This window comes from bacterium, assembly GCA_031082185.1.
Taxonomy (GTDB): domain Bacteria; phylum Sysuimicrobiota; class Sysuimicrobiia; order Sysuimicrobiales; family Humicultoraceae; genus VGFA01.
The window spans coordinates 16,283-33,877 of the sequence record JAVHLI010000005.1 but is presented as its reverse complement, the minus strand read 5'-3'; the positions used below and the strand labels follow the sequence as shown (position 1 = coordinate 33,877).

23 protein-coding genes are annotated in these 17,595 nt (G+C 68.0%); 20 read left to right on the top strand and 3 right to left on the bottom strand.

From position 1 onward, the window contains the following. From RDU83_06255 to RDU83_06215, 9 genes are all read left to right on the top strand, one after another. Positions 1-1,533 carry a DnaB-like helicase N-terminal domain-containing protein gene (locus tag RDU83_06255; GenBank protein MDQ7840615.1) on the top strand — a complete coding sequence of 511 codons (1,533 nt, stop codon included), beginning with the start codon at positions 1-3 and terminating at the stop codon, positions 1,531-1,533. 329 nt (positions 1,534-1,862) lie between these two features. Next, positions 1,863-2,291 (top strand): hypothetical protein, encoded by a 429-nt coding sequence (locus RDU83_06250; GenBank protein ID MDQ7840614.1) that lies wholly within the window; start codon positions 1,863-1,865, stop codon positions 2,289-2,291. Further along, the gene (locus tag RDU83_06245; protein ID MDQ7840613.1) at positions 2,288-2,455 is read left to right on the top strand and encodes a hypothetical protein; all 168 of its coding nucleotides are present in this window, start codon (positions 2,288-2,290) and stop codon (positions 2,453-2,455) included. The genes RDU83_06250 and RDU83_06245 overlap by 4 nt, the downstream gene beginning before the upstream one ends. Further along, positions 2,452-2,790 (top strand): hypothetical protein, encoded by a 339-nt coding sequence (locus RDU83_06240; protein MDQ7840612.1) that lies wholly within the window; start codon positions 2,452-2,454, stop codon positions 2,788-2,790. Before RDU83_06245 ends, RDU83_06240 begins: the two co-directional genes overlap by 4 nt. Then, on the top strand, positions 2,787-4,202 hold the full coding sequence (locus RDU83_06235) for a terminase large subunit (protein MDQ7840611.1): 1,416 nt from the start codon (positions 2,787-2,789) through the stop codon (positions 4,200-4,202). The genes RDU83_06240 and RDU83_06235 overlap by 4 nt, the downstream gene beginning before the upstream one ends. Positions 4,203-4,231: 29 nt before the next feature. Then, on the top strand, positions 4,232-5,002 hold the full coding sequence (locus RDU83_06230; protein ID MDQ7840610.1) for a hypothetical protein: 771 nt from the start codon (positions 4,232-4,234) through the stop codon (positions 5,000-5,002). Beyond that, the gene (locus RDU83_06225) at positions 4,986-5,552 is read left to right on the top strand and encodes a hypothetical protein (protein ID MDQ7840609.1); all 567 of its coding nucleotides are present in this window, start codon (positions 4,986-4,988) and stop codon (positions 5,550-5,552) included. The genes RDU83_06230 and RDU83_06225 overlap by 17 nt, the downstream gene beginning before the upstream one ends. A gap of 3 nt (positions 5,553-5,555) precedes the next feature. Beyond that, positions 5,556-6,056: a hypothetical protein gene (locus RDU83_06220; GenBank protein MDQ7840608.1), complete on the top strand. Its 501-nt coding sequence runs from the start codon at positions 5,556-5,558 to the stop codon at positions 6,054-6,056. 30 nt (positions 6,057-6,086) lie between these two features. Next, the gene (locus RDU83_06215; protein ID MDQ7840607.1) at positions 6,087-6,383 is read left to right on the top strand and encodes a hypothetical protein; all 297 of its coding nucleotides are present in this window, start codon (positions 6,087-6,089) and stop codon (positions 6,381-6,383) included. A gap of 119 nt (positions 6,384-6,502) precedes the next feature. Here the strand turns inward: RDU83_06215 and RDU83_06210 are convergent, their stop codons facing one another. Beyond that, on the bottom strand, positions 6,503-7,123 hold the full coding sequence (locus RDU83_06210; GenBank protein ID MDQ7840606.1) for a hypothetical protein: 621 nt from the start codon (positions 7,121-7,123) through the stop codon (positions 6,503-6,505). A gap of 33 nt (positions 7,124-7,156) precedes the next feature. Between RDU83_06210 and RDU83_06205 the strand changes: the two genes are divergently transcribed. The 6 genes from RDU83_06205 (at position 7,157) to RDU83_06180 (ending at position 10,664) form a co-directional block, all read left to right on the top strand. After that, positions 7,157-7,363: a hypothetical protein gene (locus tag RDU83_06205; GenBank protein MDQ7840605.1), complete on the top strand. Its 207-nt coding sequence runs from the start codon at positions 7,157-7,159 to the stop codon at positions 7,361-7,363. 3 nt (positions 7,364-7,366) lie between these two features. Beyond that, complete coding sequence (locus RDU83_06200; protein MDQ7840604.1) at positions 7,367-7,630, top strand: hypothetical protein; 264 nt, start codon at positions 7,367-7,369, stop codon at positions 7,628-7,630. A 3-nt stretch (positions 7,631-7,633) separates the two neighbouring features. Continuing rightward, positions 7,634-8,176: a hypothetical protein gene (locus RDU83_06195; protein ID MDQ7840603.1), complete on the top strand. Its 543-nt coding sequence runs from the start codon at positions 7,634-7,636 to the stop codon at positions 8,174-8,176. Between the two features lie 33 nt (positions 8,177-8,209). Continuing rightward, positions 8,210-9,430, top strand: a complete 1,221-nt coding sequence (locus RDU83_06190) for a tyrosine-type recombinase/integrase (protein ID MDQ7840602.1) — start codon at positions 8,210-8,212, stop codon at positions 9,428-9,430. Between the two features lie 569 nt (positions 9,431-9,999). Beyond that, on the top strand, positions 10,000-10,218 hold the full coding sequence (locus tag RDU83_06185; GenBank protein MDQ7840601.1) for an addiction module toxin RelE: 219 nt from the start codon (positions 10,000-10,002) through the stop codon (positions 10,216-10,218). A gap of 89 nt (positions 10,219-10,307) precedes the next feature. Beyond that, positions 10,308-10,664 (top strand): helix-turn-helix domain-containing protein, encoded by a 357-nt coding sequence (locus tag RDU83_06180; GenBank protein ID MDQ7840600.1) that lies wholly within the window; start codon positions 10,308-10,310, stop codon positions 10,662-10,664. A gap of 327 nt (positions 10,665-10,991) precedes the next feature. Here RDU83_06180 and RDU83_06175 read toward each other — a convergent pair whose 3' ends face one another. Then, the gene (locus RDU83_06175; GenBank protein ID MDQ7840599.1) at positions 10,992-12,281 is read right to left on the bottom strand and encodes a 4Fe-4S dicluster domain-containing protein; all 1,290 of its coding nucleotides are present in this window, start codon (positions 12,279-12,281) and stop codon (positions 10,992-10,994) included. A 381-nt stretch (positions 12,282-12,662) separates the two neighbouring features. Between RDU83_06175 and RDU83_06170 the strand changes: the two genes are divergently transcribed. Then, on the top strand, positions 12,663-13,157 hold the full coding sequence (locus tag RDU83_06170) for a pyridoxamine 5'-phosphate oxidase family protein (protein ID MDQ7840598.1): 495 nt from the start codon (positions 12,663-12,665) through the stop codon (positions 13,155-13,157). 13 nt (positions 13,158-13,170) lie between these two features. On the opposite strand, the gene RDU83_06165 is transcribed toward RDU83_06170, so the two are convergent. Then, positions 13,171-14,121 (bottom strand): M23 family metallopeptidase, encoded by a 951-nt coding sequence (locus RDU83_06165; protein MDQ7840597.1) that lies wholly within the window; start codon positions 14,119-14,121, stop codon positions 13,171-13,173. Here RDU83_06165 and iolN point away from each other — a divergent pair. The 4 genes from iolN to RDU83_06145 are packed head-to-tail and all read left to right on the top strand — an operon-like array spanning position 14,111 to position 17,579. Beyond that, a complete protein-coding gene (gene iolN, locus RDU83_06160; protein MDQ7840596.1) occupies positions 14,111-14,683 on the top strand; it encodes a 3-dehydro-scyllo-inosose hydrolase in 573 nt (190 codons plus the stop codon). The two genes, RDU83_06165 and iolN, sit on opposite strands and share 11 nt — an antisense overlap. Further along, positions 14,680-15,681, top strand: a complete 1,002-nt coding sequence (locus RDU83_06155; protein ID MDQ7840595.1) for a sugar kinase — start codon at positions 14,680-14,682, stop codon at positions 15,679-15,681. The genes iolN and RDU83_06155 overlap by 4 nt, the downstream gene beginning before the upstream one ends. Positions 15,682-15,715: 34 nt before the next feature. Next, complete coding sequence (locus tag RDU83_06150; GenBank protein MDQ7840594.1) at positions 15,716-16,657, top strand: NAD(P)-dependent oxidoreductase; 942 nt, start codon at positions 15,716-15,718, stop codon at positions 16,655-16,657. 13 nt (positions 16,658-16,670) lie between these two features. Then, a complete protein-coding gene (locus tag RDU83_06145; GenBank protein ID MDQ7840593.1) occupies positions 16,671-17,579 on the top strand; it encodes a DMT family transporter in 909 nt (302 codons plus the stop codon). Positions 17,580-17,595: the final 16 nt, after the last annotated feature.

Sequence of the window (17,595 nt, the reverse complement as noted above, 5' to 3'; positions counted from 1 at the left end):
ATGATCACCACGCCGGGTAGAATCGGCCGCACGCGGCCGGCGAAGTCCACCAGGGCCGCCGTACCCGCCATCAGCAACGTGCCGCCTCCGCACAACCCCGAGGCGGAGCAGGCCGTCCTCGGTGGACTGATGCTGGCCGGCCGCGATGGCGATGTTGAGACGGTCGCCTCGGCCCTCGCCGGACTTGGCGTGGGCGACTTCTACGTGCGGGGACACGCCGCCATCTTCTCGACTATCGAGGCCCTCCACCGTGAGGCCAAGATGCCTGACCTTGTGGTTGTTTGTGATTGGCTGCGACAACAGGGTCGCCTCGACGAGGCGGGCGGCGCCGCGTACCTGACGGGCCTGCTCGGCGCTACCTTTTCGCCAGTCACCCTCGCGGAGCATATCCCGCTCCTGAAGCGGGACGCTATGCGGCGTACCCTGGCCGAACTCGGCGGCCACCTGCTGCACCATTCCCGCAATGGTGCAGACCTGGAGGCGCTGATGACCTTCAGCGGCCGGGTACTCGATGACGTTCGAGAGGGCCTGGAATTCGTTCATTCACCCTATAGAGAGAGGTCGTGTACGGATCGAATTTCCGGGGCCGCGCTGGCGGCCGATGAGACCTCGCCTGAGGTGGCCTGGCTGCCGTTCCTCCGGCAGCTCGGCGTCGTGGGCCGTGGCTTGGCGACCCTGCTCTCGGCGCACGGCAAGGCCGGGAAGACGACCCTCCTGCTGTATGCCGTGCGGGCGTTGCTCCCGGCGCTGCCAGGCTTCCGCATCACGTGGATCACGGAAGAGCCGCGTGCCTTGTGGCGGGCCCGCGTGCGGCGGTTCCCAGAGATGGCTTCCCCCGCCTTCACCTTGATCTTCGCCAGCGGAAGACCGTGGCCCGATGTGGTGGCCAGGCTGGCGCGGGAAGAAACGGATCTGCTCGTTGTGGACACCGTCCGGGCCGTCTGTGGCATCACAGATGAAAATGACCAGGCATCGGTCACGGCCGCCATTCAGCCCTTGGTTTTCCTCGCCCGGCGGAAGGGCTGGGCCCTGGTCCTCGTCCACCACCTGCGGAAGAGTGCGGCCGACGTGGGCCTGGGCCATGCGGGTTCCCATGCCCTGGTCGGGCTGGTGGACGTTGCAGTTGAGCTTCACCGTGACCCCCACTCCCGGACGCGCCGGGTCTGCAAGACCGTGAGCCGCTTCCTGGAGACCCCTGCGGAGTGGGTTGTAGACCTCCGCGGGGATGAGATGCAGATTCTCGGCGACCCTGGCCTCCTGGCCGCTGCCGAGACCGTGCGCCGGGTTCACACGGTACTCGATGAGACCCCCCGCAGCCGGGATGAGGTCGCCGCACTCCTAGAGCCGCAACCGTCTCGCGGGGCGCTGCATAACGCGCTGAGTGTTCTCGTGAACGAAGGCAAGGCCACTCTCCACGGCAGGGGCACGAAGGGGAACGTCTACCGGTGGAGTGCACGAAAACATTCATTCATTCACGACCTCTCTTCTATACGTGAACGGATGGAATCTGAACCCGAGGGCACCCGTGCCTGACGCCCTCTTCCTCGACGTTCGCGCTCTGGCGGCCGCCCTCGGCGTCACGCCCGCCACAGTCTACGAGTGGACCCGCGCCATCGGTCCGCAGTCCGTGCCACGCTATCGAATCGGCCGCGGCTATCGGTTCACCCTCGCCGAGGTGGTCGAGTGGATCAGGCGAGAACGGGATGCGCGCGGCCTTCCGGCCGGGCGCCGGGGCCGGGTGCTCACGAAGGGTCGGAGGGCCGCGCCTGATAGGCGTTCAGGAAGTCAGAAGGCCAGAAGTGCTGTCAGACCGCGGGTTTCAGCCGACGGCCCGGCGGCTGTTGCCTTGGAGGTGCCTTCAGATGGCTGAAATGGATCGTCGGCGGTATGCCTCCACCCGGCCACGTGGGCCTGACGGACGCTTCCTGCCGACGCATGGCGCCTACGCCGGAAGGCGGCTGCTGCGGGCGCCTGATAAGCGGCGGTCGGTGGTGAAGCAGGCTGCGGCGTTGCGGGACTTCATCGCCCACTGCCTCGGCTACGTGAATGGCTGGGGTGAGATGCCCGAACCCCAGCGCGGCCTGGTCGAACTCGCCGCCGAGGTCCGGGTCTTCCGCCGGCTGCTTGCCTCTCCGCTGTGGCGTCGCGAAGAGCCGCCGGGGCGGTACGTCAACGTGTCCGAGCTGGAGCGCCGCATCCTCGCGGGCTTGGCCGCAGCGCCTGCACCGGCCGGCCCGGACGTGGCGCGGATGTTGGCAGAGATGCGGGCCGAGGAGGAGCGGCGCCGGTGAGGAGCGTCCGGCTGCTGGTCCTGCTGCTGGCGCTGGCGGTACTGCTGCTGGCGGCTGCCGCTGCTGCCGGCGTCGCGGGACCTTCGCGGCCCGGGTATCAGGAGTCATCCGACCCGCGAGAAACGCCACCTGGTGTGGCTGGTGATGCGGTGGAGGCCGAATGAACGCTGCGCGACGGGGAGCGCACTTCGAGCGCCGCGTGCGCCGGCACTTGGAGGCCGCGGGCTGGTACGTGGTGCGGATGGCTGGCAGCCGCGGGGTGGCCGATCTCCTGGCGCTGCGCCCGGCCGGGACCAGCGCCGAGGTGCGGTTCATGCAGGTCAAGGTGCGGAAGCACGCCCTCGGCCCGAAGGCGCGTGAGGCGCTGGCGAAGACAGCCTGGTACGCTGGCGGCACTCCGTGGTTGGCCTATCGTGGGCCGGCGGCCCGTCGCTACGCCGTGATCCTGGAGGCGCTGCCGGTTTTCGCGGAGCGCGGAGAGGAAGCCCACGCCGAATGAGCACCGTCCTGGCCGACCAGCTCACCCTCGCCCGGTGGCGCCAGGACCGCATGGCGTTTCGATGCGAGGGGATCAGCCTGGAGAACGGCCGACCTCTCGGCGAGGTCTTGGAGCCCTGGCAGCGCGAGGACTTCGTGGCCCTGGACTCCGGCGAGTATCAGCATGCTTATCTAGAGCGTCCGAGAGGCCACGCCAAGACGTTCGACCTGGGTACCGAGGCGGTGGCGGAACTCGTGCTGGGCCGGCCGGGGCAGCGGCTGTTTTGCGCCGCGGCCGACGAGGACCAGGCGCGTCTCCTGTTCGAGGACGTGGCCGACAAGTTCCGGCGGTCGCCGCTGCTGCGCGGCAGCGTGCGCGTGCTCCAGCGGGAGATCGTGGTGCGGGCCACAGGCTCACGCCTCCGGGTCCTGTCCAGCGACGCGCCGACGGCCTACGGGCTGCGGCCCGACTGGATCGCGGTGGACGAACTCGCCGAGTGGCGCCGGCGCGAGTTGTGGGATTCTCTCTGGTCTGCCACCGGCAAGCGCCCGACCTGCCGGATGCTGGTGATCACCACGGCCGGGTGGGACTTCGCTGGCATCGCCTGGGAGGTGCGGCAGGTCGCGCAGCAGGAGGCCGACTGGTACTTCTCGGCGCGCGGCCAGTGCGCGTCCTGGCTTCGGCCCGAGTGGCTGGACCAGCAGCGGCGCACGTTGCCAGCGCACGTCTTCGCCCGGCTGCACGAATCCCGGTGGGTCGAGGGCGCCGGTGCCTTCCTGCTGGCTTCTGAGGTGGACGCCATCTTCACGCCTGACCTGCCGACCGGGCCGGGGCCTGTGGCGGTGGGCCTGGACCTGGGCCTGGCGCGTGATGCTGCGGTGGCTGCGGCGGTGCGCCGGCTGAGTGGCGGCCTCGTCGTGGTCGAGGCGCTGGAGACCTGGCAGCCGACGGCGGGCCGGCGCGTAGACCTGCAGGAGGTCGAGGACGCGGTGGCGGCCCTGGCCCGGCAGTTCGGTGCGCCGGTGATTCTCGACCCCTGGCAGGGCGTCCTGCTGGGCCAGCGCCTCCGCGCCCGAGGTGTTAGGGTCGAGGAGTACCAGTTCACGGCCGAGGGCCGGCGCCGGTTGTTCTCGGTGCTGCTGGACCTCATCCGCACCGGCCGTCTGCGGTGCCGGCCGCACGAGGCGCTGCGCCGGGAGTTGCTGGGCCTGGAGGTGGCCGAGACTTCGGCTGGCTGGCGCGTAGATCACCGGCCGGGCCGGCATGATGACCACGCCATCGCGGTAGGTCTTGCCGCGCAGCAGGTGGCCGCGGCGCCGGTGCTTGCAGGGCGCTGGAGCGATGTGAGTGGGATCAACGCGGACCTGCACGAGGCGGCGCAGGTCTGGCCCGGCGATACCGTGCTTGGCCAGCGCCGGCCGCGTGGATTGTGAACATCGCGGTGAGCGAAGGGAGGCGGAGCATGGCACGAAGACGGAAGGCGGAGGCGGTGATGACGATCAACGCCGGACGGGCGCTGAGGGACGACGAGCAGGTGCTGGCCGAGAGGGTGGCCACCTGCGAGGCAGACCTGGTAGCAGCGCGGGCCGCGGTCGTCCGGCTGCGAGGGGCGCAGGATCAGGCGCTGCGGGATGGCGCCGGTAGCCGCGAGAAGGCGTTGGCGATGGTGGGCGACATCCTGGTCGCCGAGCGCACCATCGAGGTGCTGGAGCGCGAGCGGGCGGTCCTCTCCGGCGAGGAACTGGCGCTTCGGGCACGCCGTGAGGCCGAGGCCCTGCGCGAGTTCGGGCGCCAGGTCGCACAGCAGGTCCAGGGCCTAGCGAACGCCGCGGCGGCCGTTGATGCACGGCTGGGCGGCTTGCGCGACGAACTGGCGCACTTCACCGGGCGCCTGGAGGCGCTCTTCGCGGCCACGGCAGGCATTCTCCCTCAGCCGGCGGCCGTGGGCTTCCTGGGCCGCTGGATGTGGTGGGACACGGTGGGCGAGGTCGTCGGCCGGCTGCTGTTCGAGCTCAGAGGCCGCGGCACCGTCGCGCTCCCGCTGGGCACCGCCGGGCAACGCTTCGCCGGCCCCGTGAGCAACCCCGCCGCGATTATCGCCAGCATCGCGCGCGACCTGCGCCGGCCCGAGGCCCTGGCACGGCGGTTCGAGGGCGCGCCGGCGCTGACAGAAGCCGTCCAGCGGGCGCTGACAGAAGCCGAAGGGAGTGAGCATCATGCCCAAACGACGTAAGCCCAACGGATTGGCAGAAGCCGCGGAGATGGCGGTGCTAGGCGCGGAGGCCCGAAAGGCGCTCCGCGAGACCCTCCGGCCACTCCGCCTAGCGCTCGAAGCGCTGGAGGAGGTCGGTGGCGACCCTCGGGCCGCAGCCGCAGAACTGGCCGAGCGGCGAGGCATCAGCCGCGACGATGCTATCGAGGCCATCGCCGGGCTCCCGTACGTCGAGAAGACCTTACGGCGAATGGCGGCGGAGATGGACGACTCGGCCCGCGACGCCTGGGGGGAGGCCGCCGAGGCGGGCGACCCCGACGCGGCGGACATCGTCGAGATGATCGAGGAACTAGACGCGCTGATCCCGCTGCTCGAAGAACTCGCGGCGCGCCAGGAGCCGGCCGGGGATGCCGCGGGCGAGCCGGCGGACGAGGGAGGCGCCCTCAGCCCGGACGAGCAGCGGGAGGTCCGCGCCATCGTGGCCGCGCTAGGCGTCGGCGAGGAGGAGGCGGCGCGCATGGTGCGGCGCGGGGACTGGAGCGCGCTCGCGCCCGCCCGAGAGGAGGACTGAGCCATGCCGCGGCTGTTGCGACGCATAGACGCCCGCGAGGTATCCTTGGTAGAACGAGCGGCCAACCGCCGCAAGTTCGCCCTGCTGAAGGCGAGGAACAGCACACACGAGACACCCGAGGAGGGGAGCAACATGAAGCTGCTTGAGGACGCGAGGGAGGGCATCGCCGGCATCCGCACGGCACTGAATTCCGGTGAGATTGGCGACGCCGCGGACCTGCTCGACACGTTGGAGGGCCTGCTGGAGGCCGCCTTGTCCGAGGAGGACGAGGAGGCAAAGGCGGCCCGCCGCAGGCCCGAGGATGAGGACGAGGACGGGAAGCCGAATCGGAAGCCTGCCACCAAGACCGAGCGGCTGATCGAGCAGCAGGCCAAGGCGCTAGTCCAGAAGAGCGCAGGCACCGAGAGGCCGTTGACGAAAGAGCAGGCCATCGCGACGGTCCTCCGGCACAACCCCGAACTCTGGGAGGACCACGACAAGGAATACTACGCCACCCGGCGCTAGATGCCGCGGCGCAGGGACGGTCGGAGGCAGGTGCAGAGGCGGGCCTTCGGCTACCGGCAGGGCGAGGGGCGCACCCCGGACCCGATGCCGGTACCCGGCCCGCCGCCGCTGTCCGAGGCCGAGGCGACCGAAGCCATCCGGCAGGCGCTCTCCGGCGGCCCGCTCACCTTCCGCGCGCTCCGGGCGGCGCTGCCGCGCGTCGAGGAGGCGGTCCTGGCCCGGCTACTGGGGTCCATGCGGGTGCGCGGCGAGGTCCGGCTGCTGGAGGAGGGCTGGTCGCTGCCGACGAGGTGGGGCCTGGCCCGCGGCGTCGCCGACCCCGACTGACGCCCGGGGGGGTATCTAGACCCCGGCCCGCCTCCGAGAAACCGCTCCTGGTACGTCCTGGAGGCCGGCCCCCCGTCCCGGCCCTCCCACAGCGCGCCGGAGAAGGCGCCTGGCGGCCCCTAGGACAGGCCGGACGCCCCGCACGCTTCCAGGTACTCCTCAACGCGCGCCTCCGGCAATCGGGCGATGGTCTGCCAGCGGGAAGCAGCCATCTTCTCGATGCCCTGGGCTTTCAGCGATGGCGGAAGCTTGGTAACATCATGATACCGAGTTCGTGCTTTCGCAGCGTCGCCCCCGGTTCGTTTCTCCATCCTCTTCAGCAGCCCGCCCAGTTTGTGCGGCGCTGCCTGCCCTGAGCGGCCCCAGGACAGGCCGGAGGCCCCGCACGCTTCCAGGTATTCCTCGACGCGCGCTTCTGGCAAGGTGGAAATCGTCTGCCAGCGGGAGGCCGCCATCTTGTCAATGCCTTGATCTGCGAGAGTCGGAGGGAAACCAGTAACATCGTGTTGCCGGTTCTTTGAGGGCTGGCCGCCACCAGCTTTCTCCATCCCCTTCAACAGCCCGCCCAGTTTATGCGGCGCTGCCTGCCCTGAGCGGCCCCAGGACAGGCCGGAGGCCGCGGAGGGTATGTTGCCCTCCCCCCGCTCCTGGAACCGCGCCACGGCCTGTTTCAGAGCCTGAAACACGAAGCGACGAACCGGCCGGGACTGTCCCGGACCTCCTCTTGCAATCCTGGCCACGCCTGCTATACTCGATAGCAGGAGGTGAGCACGATGCCCACACGCAAGCCCACCCGCGGGAAGGCGCCCGATCTTCCGCGCCACCCCCAAGAGACCGTCGTGCTGTTCGTGCGCGGGCTTCCCGCGTCACTCCTGCGCGAGGCGCGAGCGCTGGCCAGCCTGCGCGGGGTGAACGTCCGAGTGGTCCTCGTCGAGGCCCTGCGCGAGTACCTGCGGAAGGCGCCAGACTGGAGGCGATGAGCGATGCCGCGATGGCCCACGGAAGGATCTCCGTGGCGCTCTGAACTGCACCGGCTTGCGGCAGAGGCCACCGATCTGCCCAGGGAGCAGGCCTACAAGCGCCTGGGGGAACTCCTCCACCAGGCGACCTCAGAAGAGGACAGGGCCATCATCGCGGGATTCGGCGAGGCCCTGGAGATGGCGCGCATCCGTCGGCGCCGGTACGGCCAGGGGCAGGCGGGGAGTGTCGGCTCCAGGGCCAGGAAGCCATCACGACGTAGGAGGTGAACTGTGCCAGACGTGGGCAAGAAGCCGGGAGAAGGCGAGCCCTTCTGGGTCGCGTCCACCTACCAGCCTCAAGAGCAGAAACGGCTCGGCACGAGCGCCGCAGTTGCCTGGTGGCGGCGGCAGCACCTCATCGTCAAGGTCGTGCTGGCGCTCTTCGCGCTGGGCATCGTTGGCAATGCCCTGAATCTCGCCCAACTCGGCGGCCCGAGGCGTCCGGCCGGTCCTCCCGCTGCTGTTGTACCAGTCCGCCCAGGTGCGGTTCAGGAGATGCTAAGTCAGCTTGTGCAAATCTCTTTCGTGCGGTCGGTCCGGGCCGATCCCTCGACCAGTACCCTGACGATAGTCGTCGAGGACCAATGGTATCGCGCGGCTCCCTACGAGCAGCAACGAGCAGTAGAAATGTTCGCTGCCTTGTACGTCCAGGCGCAGAAGCAGGAAGGGCATCATGTGCCGGAGGCGATCTACGTCGATGTTCTCGATGGCTTTGGCACCAAAGTCGCCTCCTACAACGCCCTGCGGGGTGTCCGAATTGAACGATCACGGTAGAATCGCCAAGCACGTGACGGAGGAGGTGAAGCGATGGGCAGCGTGAGGTTCAACGAAGGGCGCGGCACATGGTTTGTTGACTACATCGCCGCCAACGGCGAACGGGTCCGGCAGACCATCGGGCCGGGTGAAGAGGGCAAGCGCCTGGCCCGCAAGGTCCTGGCGCAGCGGGAAGCCGAGGCGCAACTCGGGATTCACCATCTCCCGCCGTCGCGGACGCAACACTTCGACGAGGTGGCCGCGGCCTGGCTGGAGCGGATGCGGCCGCCGCGGGTCCAGGCCAAGACGTTCGAGGACTACGAGGACGCGGTGGAGCGGCTCCTGCCCTTCTTCGCAGGCAAGCGCCTCGGCGCCATCACGCGCGAAGACGTGGAGGCTTGGCTGGTCTCCGGCCAGCGTGCGCGGCGGCATCATCCGAAGCAGAAGAAGGAGCCTCAGCCGCTGTCAGTCACGACGATGAACGACACGCTGAACATCCTGCGGATGATCCTCGCCGATGCGGTCGAGCGCGGGGCGCTGGCCTCGAATCCTGCGGTGAAGGCGAAGCCGCTGCCGACGCGCAAGGGCGCCGAGGGCCGGGTGCAGTACCTCACGCCTGAGCAGGTAGACCGGCTGCTGGCCATCGCACAGGAGCCCTATCGGACGCTGTACCATCTCACCGTCAACGCCGGTTTGCGCCGCGGCGAAGTCTTGGCGCTGAAGTGGGACGACCTCGACCTGGCGAACCGGCGCCTGCGCGTGAGGGCAAGTCGCAAGCGCGAGCGGCTGGGCGAGAGGTACGTCGTGCATGACGCGGCACCGAAGACGAAGGGATCGGCGGCCGTGGTTGACGAGCTCTCGCCCTCGGTGGTGCAGGCGTTGCTCGCGTTGCCGGCCAGCGATGATCCGGGGCAGCCCTACGTCTTCCGCAACCGGGCCGGCGGGCCGATTGACCCTCACAACCTCCGGCACGCCTTCACCCGCCACCTCAAGCGCGCGGGCATCCCGCCAGTGAAGTTCCACGCGCTGCGGCACTCGACGGCGACGCACCTCATCGCGATGGGGGAACACGCCAAGGCCATTCAGGCCCGGATGCGTCACGAGCGGATCGGCACGACGATGGACACCTACGGGCACCTGATGGCCGGGGCGTTCCAGGGGATGGGCGAGCGGATGGACGCCTGGTTCCGGGCGCAAGCCGGCGCCAAAGAAGGCAACAGGAAGGCAACAACGGGGCACCGGCAGAAGGAGCGAACGTCAGAACCCGCGTCCTGACTGCATCCTCGCCGTCGGACGTGCGGGAACGCGCCTGAATGGGGTTCAGGAGGCCCCGGGTTCAAATCCCGGCGGCCCGACCAGGTCAAAAGATAGACAGGACGCGGGTTCTAGCCGTTGGGCGGGGCTCGCGTTCGTGCTTCTTACTGGGTTCGTGTACGTGTTTCCACGCAGCCGCGTGCTCGTGTCCCTGCTGCCCGAAAGCGCAGTCAATTGGCTTCGGCACGCTGCTCATGGAACTTCGCCAGCCAAGAAGCCTCGCAGGTTCTGGAAGGACGCGGAAACCCTGCGGGTGCGTGCCGAACGAAGCGCAGCGGGCCGCCAACGGGTAGGCTGCGTGGGCCCGCTGACGTCACGCGCTCACGTTGTGTTCCACTCTGGGCGTTGAGCGCCCAGCAGGGTGCGGTAGAATGCTCTATTTCACCCCTCGACGGAGCAGAGGACGGTGCGTGGATACGATCTCAAGCACGACGCCATGTTCAGCTACGTCTGGTTGGTGAACCGCCTGATGCGCACCCGCCGAAAGAAGTGCTTGACGAGTATACGCAAATTGCGTAGGATTTGCTTCGGTGGAGTTCATCGAGGCACCGCTGTTCACACAGCTCGTCCCGGAGTACCTGAGCGACGACGGCTACAGGATGCTCCAGCTCCACCTGGCTCGCGATTTCGAGGCAGGAGCCGTCATCGCTGGGACTGGCGGATTCCGAAAGCTCCGTTGGGCGGATCGCAGGAGAGGCAGAGGGAAGCGTGGCGGTCTGAGCACGACAAGGACGAAGTGGCAGATTTGAGCCCCGACCAGAAGCGTCTCCTCAGGGCCGCGATCGAGCAAGAGACCCGACAGCGCGCACAGCGTCGGGGGACGCGGAGGGAGTAGGCAATGGCCAAGAGCAGGAAGCGAGTCAAGGCAACGAAGGAACGGAACATGTTCCGTGAGCTCATGGCGGGTGTCCAGGCGATGCGCGACCATCGGGAGGGGCGCGTGACCCTTCGGACCCACGAGGTGGAGCCCATCGTAGTTCCGCCCGTCGATTCGGATTTCGTTCGCGAGACGCGGGAAGCCCTCCACATGTCGCGCCAGGTCTTCGCCTTCAGGATTGGGGTCAACCCGAGGACCCTCGAGCGGTGGGAGCAGGGCCGGAGCAAACCCAATGAACAGGCCGCTGCCCTCATCTGGCTCGTCCGGAAGTACCCGGACACCCTACAGCGACTCGAGTCACTGAGCGTCCCAGCCTGAGGGAGCTACCCGCTCCCTCTCGTGGACGAGTCCCTTGGGAGCGCCAACTCCCAACGACACTCAGGAGTTCTGGAAAGGCCTTTGGTTGGCGTCAGCGGCTGGTGCCTTCCTGGTGTCTTAGCCGGGCGAAGAAATGCGGATCGAGCCCAAGCAGAAATCGGGTTCAGGGGGTCCCGGGTTCAAATCCGGGTGGCCCGACCAGGTGAAAGGCCAGACCGGACGCGGGTTTCGGCGATTGTGCCGGGTCCGCGTTGTCGTGTGTCTGTAGGTTTGGTGCCTTACCAGTGTGCCTTGGGGCGGAGCGTAGGCACCACTATGCCGCGCGATTCACGCCCCAGGCACGGCCCGCTCCAGCAGACGGGCGAGGTAGCGCGACTTCATCTGCCGGCTCGCCATCGCCTGCTTCACGGGCGGCAGCCGCAGGATGACGCCGAGCACCGCGGCCATGGCCCGGTGGCTGGCGAGGGCCCCGTTGTCGAAGATCAGGTGCTGGAGCGTGCCGCGCTCGATGGCCATCAGCACCGTCCGGTGCGCCGAGTTCACGGGCGAGATAACCCTGACCCCTCGGGGGGAGAGCGACAGCGCCTTCGGCGGGCACGCGCGCACGCAGACCCCACAGCCTAGGCAGATCGTCGAGTCCACGCGCGCCTTCTTCGACAACTTCGGCCGCCGGGCATCGTTGGTTGATACTAGGCCGATGGCCTCCACGGGACAGGCCGCAGCGCAGGTGCCGCACCCGGTGCACGCGGCCGACGCCACGACAGGCAGCCAGTTCGTTGTCTGGATGGGGTTGAGCACCGCGAACCGGCGCGCCGCGATCATCGCCTCGCAGCAGCACCCGCAGCAGTTGCAGATGAAGCTCACCCCACGCTGCACGTTCTCGCCGAACTGGACCAGGCCCCGGGCCTGGGCTTCCTGGAGAAGGTCGAGCCCCTCGGCCGGGTCGACAGGCCGGGCATAACCATTGCGGACCAGCGACGCGGCGCCGCCGCCGAAGGTCATGCAGTTGTTCTTCGTCGCGTCGCAGTCCCTGCCGAGGTGCTCCATCTTGTGCCGGCAGTAGCACACCCCCACGCCCCGGTGGGTTGCGGTGCGCACCACCTCGCTTGCGCGCTCCCAGTCCAGCACGGTGAGGATGCCGTCGGCCGGAAGCACCGCCTCCTGCACGAACGTCCGGCCCGGCTTGGTCTCGCCGGTGAACAGGGCCTTGATGAAGTCCTCCTCCACATTGAGGTACTGGTGGTACAGCTCGGCGAGGGCTTTCTGGTCCACGTCGGACCTGACACGCATCATCGAGAACTCGAAGAAACCCGCCATGGGCGGGGGCAGGAAGAACGTGTGCTGCCCATCCGGACCTTCGGTGTCCACGAGGATCGCCCTGCCCGCGAGGGTGTCGAGAACCTTCAGCGCCTCCGCCTCACCGATGCGCCACGCCTTCGCCGCCTGGGCCGCAGTGAACGGCCTGATCGGCAGGCGCGCCACGAGGCCGGCCTCGCGCTCGCTGAAGAGCATCGCGAGGATCCTGAACAGCACCTCGGACGCCGGGGCGCCCTGGGGGAACCGGTTGAGCCGGTCCGCGAGCGAGGCGTAACCGGACTTCAGGGTGGCGTGCGCCATCAGATCCTCCTGCCGGCCGCGTCAGAGCGTAGGCACCACAAAGGCCCTTATTGGCCCTCCCTTCGGGGACAGCGACGATTCCGACCGCTTCTGCATGCCCACCGCATCGCTGGCAGGACGGCCACTCCACGGTACGGAGCGGATGATGAGCCTGTCAAGAGGTCCACCGCCAGGCATCCGAGGTCCTTGGACCCTGCGCATGCCTGCTGGATCGCGGCCGACAACCTGTTGCCTTCCTGTTGCCCAAACGTTTACGATTACCCCTGGTTCATGCCAAGCAGGACGAAGCGAACCCAGAGATTACCCTATAGCCGAGTTGAAGATCTCGAAGCGCAGGTGCGTGCCCTCGGGGGCCACCACGTTGAAGGATGGGGGGAGAAGATGGCAGTCAGGGAGTTCGAGGAGTCACGCGAGGAGATCGAGAGGATCCTGCAGGAGCAGACGGTGGGCTTTCTGGGGTTGTCGCTGGACGGACAGCCATATGTCGTCCCGCTGAACTACGCGTACGTCTCCGGCAAGGTTCTATTCCACTGTGCGCTGACCGGAAAGAAGCTGGACTACCTGAAGGCGAACCCGCGGGTTTGTTTCACCGTCGGGCGTCAGGTCGGGGAGGTCAGGCGGCATCCAGAGGGCGATCCCTGTCACCAGGACAATGACAGCGTCATCTGTCACGGCAGGGCGCGTGTGATCGAGGACCTCGAGGAGCGCAGGAGGGCGCTGAACGACTTCAACCAGTGCCTGCGGTCTGGTGCTGGGGAGATATCTCTGGAAGACGCATCCAAGTGCCTGGTTGTTGAGATCGCAATCACCGAGATGACGGGCAGGCAGGAGCGAGAGAAGAAGCGCACCTACTGGCGGTACCGATTCCATCCGTAGCGCCGGTGGGGCTCTACCGCGTTGTCCACCGCATAGGGTCCACCTTGGTCCCGTTCACGCGCAGCCCCCAGTGGAGGTGGGGGCCGGTGGACAACCCTGTGCTCCCCACACGGCCCAAGATTTCGCCCCTGCCAACCTTCTGCCCGACGCGCACGCCTATCTCCGACATGTGCAGGTACGACGTGACAACCCCCAGGCCGTGATCCACCAGCACCGCGTGACCGCTGAGCGGAAGAAACTCGGCCAGGCGCACGATGCCGCGGCCGGCTGATCGGACCGGTGTGCCTGGTGGCGCCTGGATGTCCACGCCTCCATGGAAACCCCTGACCTGCTTCTGGTAGATGCTCAGCACGCCGTATTCAGAGGTGAGCTTACCTTCGAGCGGCAGGGTGAACGGGTCTGTCCAGAGATGGGACGGATGCAGGACCCGCAGCGCTTGCACAACGCGCCTGCGCTCACGCTCCGCGGCCTCTTGCGTCAGCAGGGGTGCCAGGGCGGGATCAAAGGTGATCTCGCGCCTTGGAAACGCTACGCGGACGACCGTGACCGTGCGCCGGGCGGTGAGACTCGCCAGCCCCAGGTCGGACACCTCCACGGTCAAGGTGTGGCGGCCTGGCGGCGTGTTCGGGTCGGTGCCCAGGACCGTGCGCCACCCAGACTCCCCGGCGCGGTAGGCAGGCCACCGTCGCCCGGCAAAGCGGATCTCCACGCGTGCCGCCGGCGCGGATGTCCGCACGAAGAGCCCTAGCGCCTCACCCTGGCGCACCGAGGACCGTGACAGTTCGACCGCGACGAACGGCTGCGCCCCGCCGGTAGCCGGCGAGGCCCCTAGGATAAGGGCAACCCCCGGGATCAGGGCAGCTCCCAGGACGAGACAGCTCAGGACCCGGGAGGAGAAGCGCCGCCGGCGGCGAACGAGCCAGACGAGTAGGTCATTTCGACAGTCTGCCAATGTGATCCCCACGGCCATTCATCGTTTTGCCAAGTGGTACCAGGTTCCGGCGGTCCTCGTCAACCTGAACTGGTACTATGCCATCCAACCCCACGTCAAGGACAAGGCACACGGCGGGCCGTTCGAGACGCCCTTCGTCCACGCCGACGAGTGCGAGACCTCGTACTCGCTGGCTGTGTTCCCCGAGACGATCCGCATGGAGGATGCGGTGGACACCGAGGTCCATAGTTTCCTGCCGCCTGGCCATGTGGACTCGGCCGCAAACGCCTACCAGAGGGCGATCCCATGGTACGGGCACGCCGGCCTGGGGACGATCGAGATCGTGGGCAATCCCGAGGGCGTGGTGGGCAGGGCTACGCTGGCGGACGCCGAGAAGGCCCGGCCGGGCGTCGAGGCCCTGCTCGACTACATGGTGAGGCTGCACGACGACATCATGCCCCGTTTTCCTCCGGGGGTGCTGCCGGACGCCTCGCTCGTCACCCAGCGGTTCACGCAGGCCGAGGTGGACGAACTGCTGAAGGGTCCGCTGGCCGGCGGGAAGCACCTGTACACGGTGGCCTGGCCGCCGCGATGATGACGTACGACGTGGTTACCTTCGGCGAGGCGATGGTGCGCCTCTCGTCGCCGGACTACCGGCGGCTGGAGCAGACCCCCACCCTGGATGTCTCGGTTGGCGGCGCGGAGCTCAACGTGGCCGCCGGCGTGGCGCGGCTCGGGCTGGCCTCTGCCTGGGTGAGCCGTCTGCCTACCAACCCGCTGGGGCGATTGATCGCCAACAAGGGGCGCGAGTTCGGGGTTGACGTAGGCCACGTCATCTGGGTAGATGGTGAGCGCGCCGGGTTGTACTTCATCGAGCACGGGGCGGCTCCGCGTGCCACCCAGGTGATCTACGACCGCAAGGAATCGGCGTTCGCCGGGATAAGGCCGGGGATGGTGGACTGGAGGGCTTTGCTCTCGCGGGCACGTCTTCTCCACGTGGGCGGCATTACCCCAGCGCTGAGCGCATCGGCCGCACAGACACAGCGGGAAGCCCTGGTCGCAGCGCGCGCGGCAGGGTGTCTGGTGAGCTACGACCTCAACTACCGCGCCGCGCTGTGGAGCCTCGAGGAGGCCCGTGCCGCGCAACTGCCGATAATGGAGTTTGTGGACATTCTGGTAACCTCGCTTCCGGATCAGCCCAACGTGACCGAGTTGATCTCGGGGGAGAGCGGCACCGACCCTGCGGAGGTCGCGCGACGCCTGGCGGAGCGGTTCGGTTTCCGCGCGGTGCTGGTGACGATGCGGGGGACACCGTCTGTGTGGCGCACGACGTGGACCTCGATTGTCTGGGCCGCGGGGGAAGTGCTCGCAGACCGGCGCTACGAGATCGAGGCAGTGGACAGGATCGGAGGAGGGGACGCCTGCGTGGCCGGGTTCCTGGTGGGCTACCTCGAAGGCGACCCGGGTCGTGGAGTACGGCTCGGAAATGCTCTGTCTGCGCTGAAGCAGACGTCGCCCACCGACTGGCCGTGGCCGACACGCGCCGAGGCCGAAGCCCTGATCGCCGACGGTGGGACGCACCTGGTACGCTGATCGCCGGCCTTTGGGGCCGAGGGGAGGATGGAGTTTGATCCGCGTTGCCTTCACCGACGTGATCTTTGAGGACCGAGAGGCGATTCGGCTCGACGGGTGCGAGTTCAGCCTCCACGGTCCGCTGCGCACGGCCGATGAGATCGTGGCCGCGGCCGATGGGGCCGATGTACTTTGCATGCGCGACCAGTTCGGACGCGTGACCGGCGAGATCCTGGGCCGTCTCCCGAACCTGAAGCTCATCGTGACGCGGTCGGCCGGGTACGACCACATTGACTTGGCCGAGACCGCTCGCCGCGGAATCCGGGTGTGCAACGTGCCGGACTACGGCGCCCACATGATCGCCGAGCTGGCATTTGGGCTGCTGCTGGCCGTGGCGCGCAACATCGTGCGGGGAGACGAGCGGTACCGTCGGGAACGGCGCTTTTCCGACGAGGGGCTGAGGGGTATCGAGCTGCACGCCAAGACCCTGGGCGTGGCCGGCACCGGACGCGTCGGACTGCACGGCATCCGTATCGCCAAGGGGTTCGGGATGCGGGTAATCGCTCACGATGTGATCGAGAACCCCCAGGCAGCGAAAGATCTCGGTTTCGAGTACGCGCCGCTCGAAAGGGTGCTGGCGGAGGGGGACGCGGTAACGCTCCACATCCCTCTGACCGTCGGAACGCACGGTTTCCTCGACGCCCGCCGCCTGGCGATGATGAAGCCGGGGGCGATCCTGGTCAACACCTCGCGCGGCGCGATCGTGGACACGCAGGCGCTCATCGAGGCCCTCCGGTCGGGACACCTTGGAGGCGCCGGGCTGGACGTGCTGGAGGGCGAGCGCAGCATCTATCACGACTTCTCCGGACTCAACGTGGTCGTAACCCCGCACATCGGCTGGTACACCGACGGCGCGGTTGGGCGCATCCTGTCCATAACGCTTGGCAACATCGCGGCTTTTGCCGTTGGGAAGTGCACCAACCTGGTGGGATCGTGAACGCAGTCCACGCATGACCGGCGGCCTATGGGCGATTGCCTCAGGCGTGGGCTTCGGGCTGTTCCAGTCCGTCAACAGCCGTGCGGTGCGCGGGATGGATGTCATCCGATCCACATTTGCGCAGCTACTTATCAGCACGGCCGTCCTATTGGGAATCGCCCTCGCAACCGAGGACGCGGCCCGGCTGCTTTCCGCGCCCCCCTCGGCGTTGGCCAACTTCTTCCTGGCCGGCTTCTTTCACTTCTTCCTCGGATGGACGTTGCTCAACGCCAGCCAGAAGCGAATCGGCGCGGCGCGCACGACGCCGTTGCTGGCCGCCGTGCCGCTTTTCGCCACGGTTCTGGCCGTGTTTGCCCTACGCGAGCTGCCCGGCCTGCCAGCTCTGGCAGGCGTAGGGCTCGTGATTGTTGGTGTGGTCGTGATCTCCGGCATAGGGAGTCCTTCGGCGCCGCTTTCGGGCGCTCAGGCCGGGTGGCGCGCGTCCCTGTGGGGGCTGGGGACGGCGCTCTGCTGGGCGATGAGCCCGGTCTTCATCCGAAAGGGACTGGAAGGCCTCCCGTCCCCGTTGCTCGGCGTCACGGCCGGGCTTGCCGGATCTGCGGCAGCGTACGGGCTTCTTCTCTTCCCACGACTTCTTCTGGGCGGGCGAGGCTCGCCCACAGGCCGGCCGGTTGGCCGCGAGGCCATGCTGTTCAAGCTCGCGGCCGGTATTCTGGTGGGGCTATCCACGTGGGCACGCTGGATCGCCGTGGACTTGGTACCGGTGGCTGTCGCTCTGGCCCTCAGCCAGGTCTCGGTACCGGTTGTGCTCCTGCTATCTCCGTTTGTTGGTGGCCGTCGGGTAGAACAGGTCACAACGCGCCTCTGGCAGGGTTCGGCACTGATCATTGCCGGTTCGTCCGTGCTGCTCTTCTACAGGTGATGAGTCTGTTGGCAAG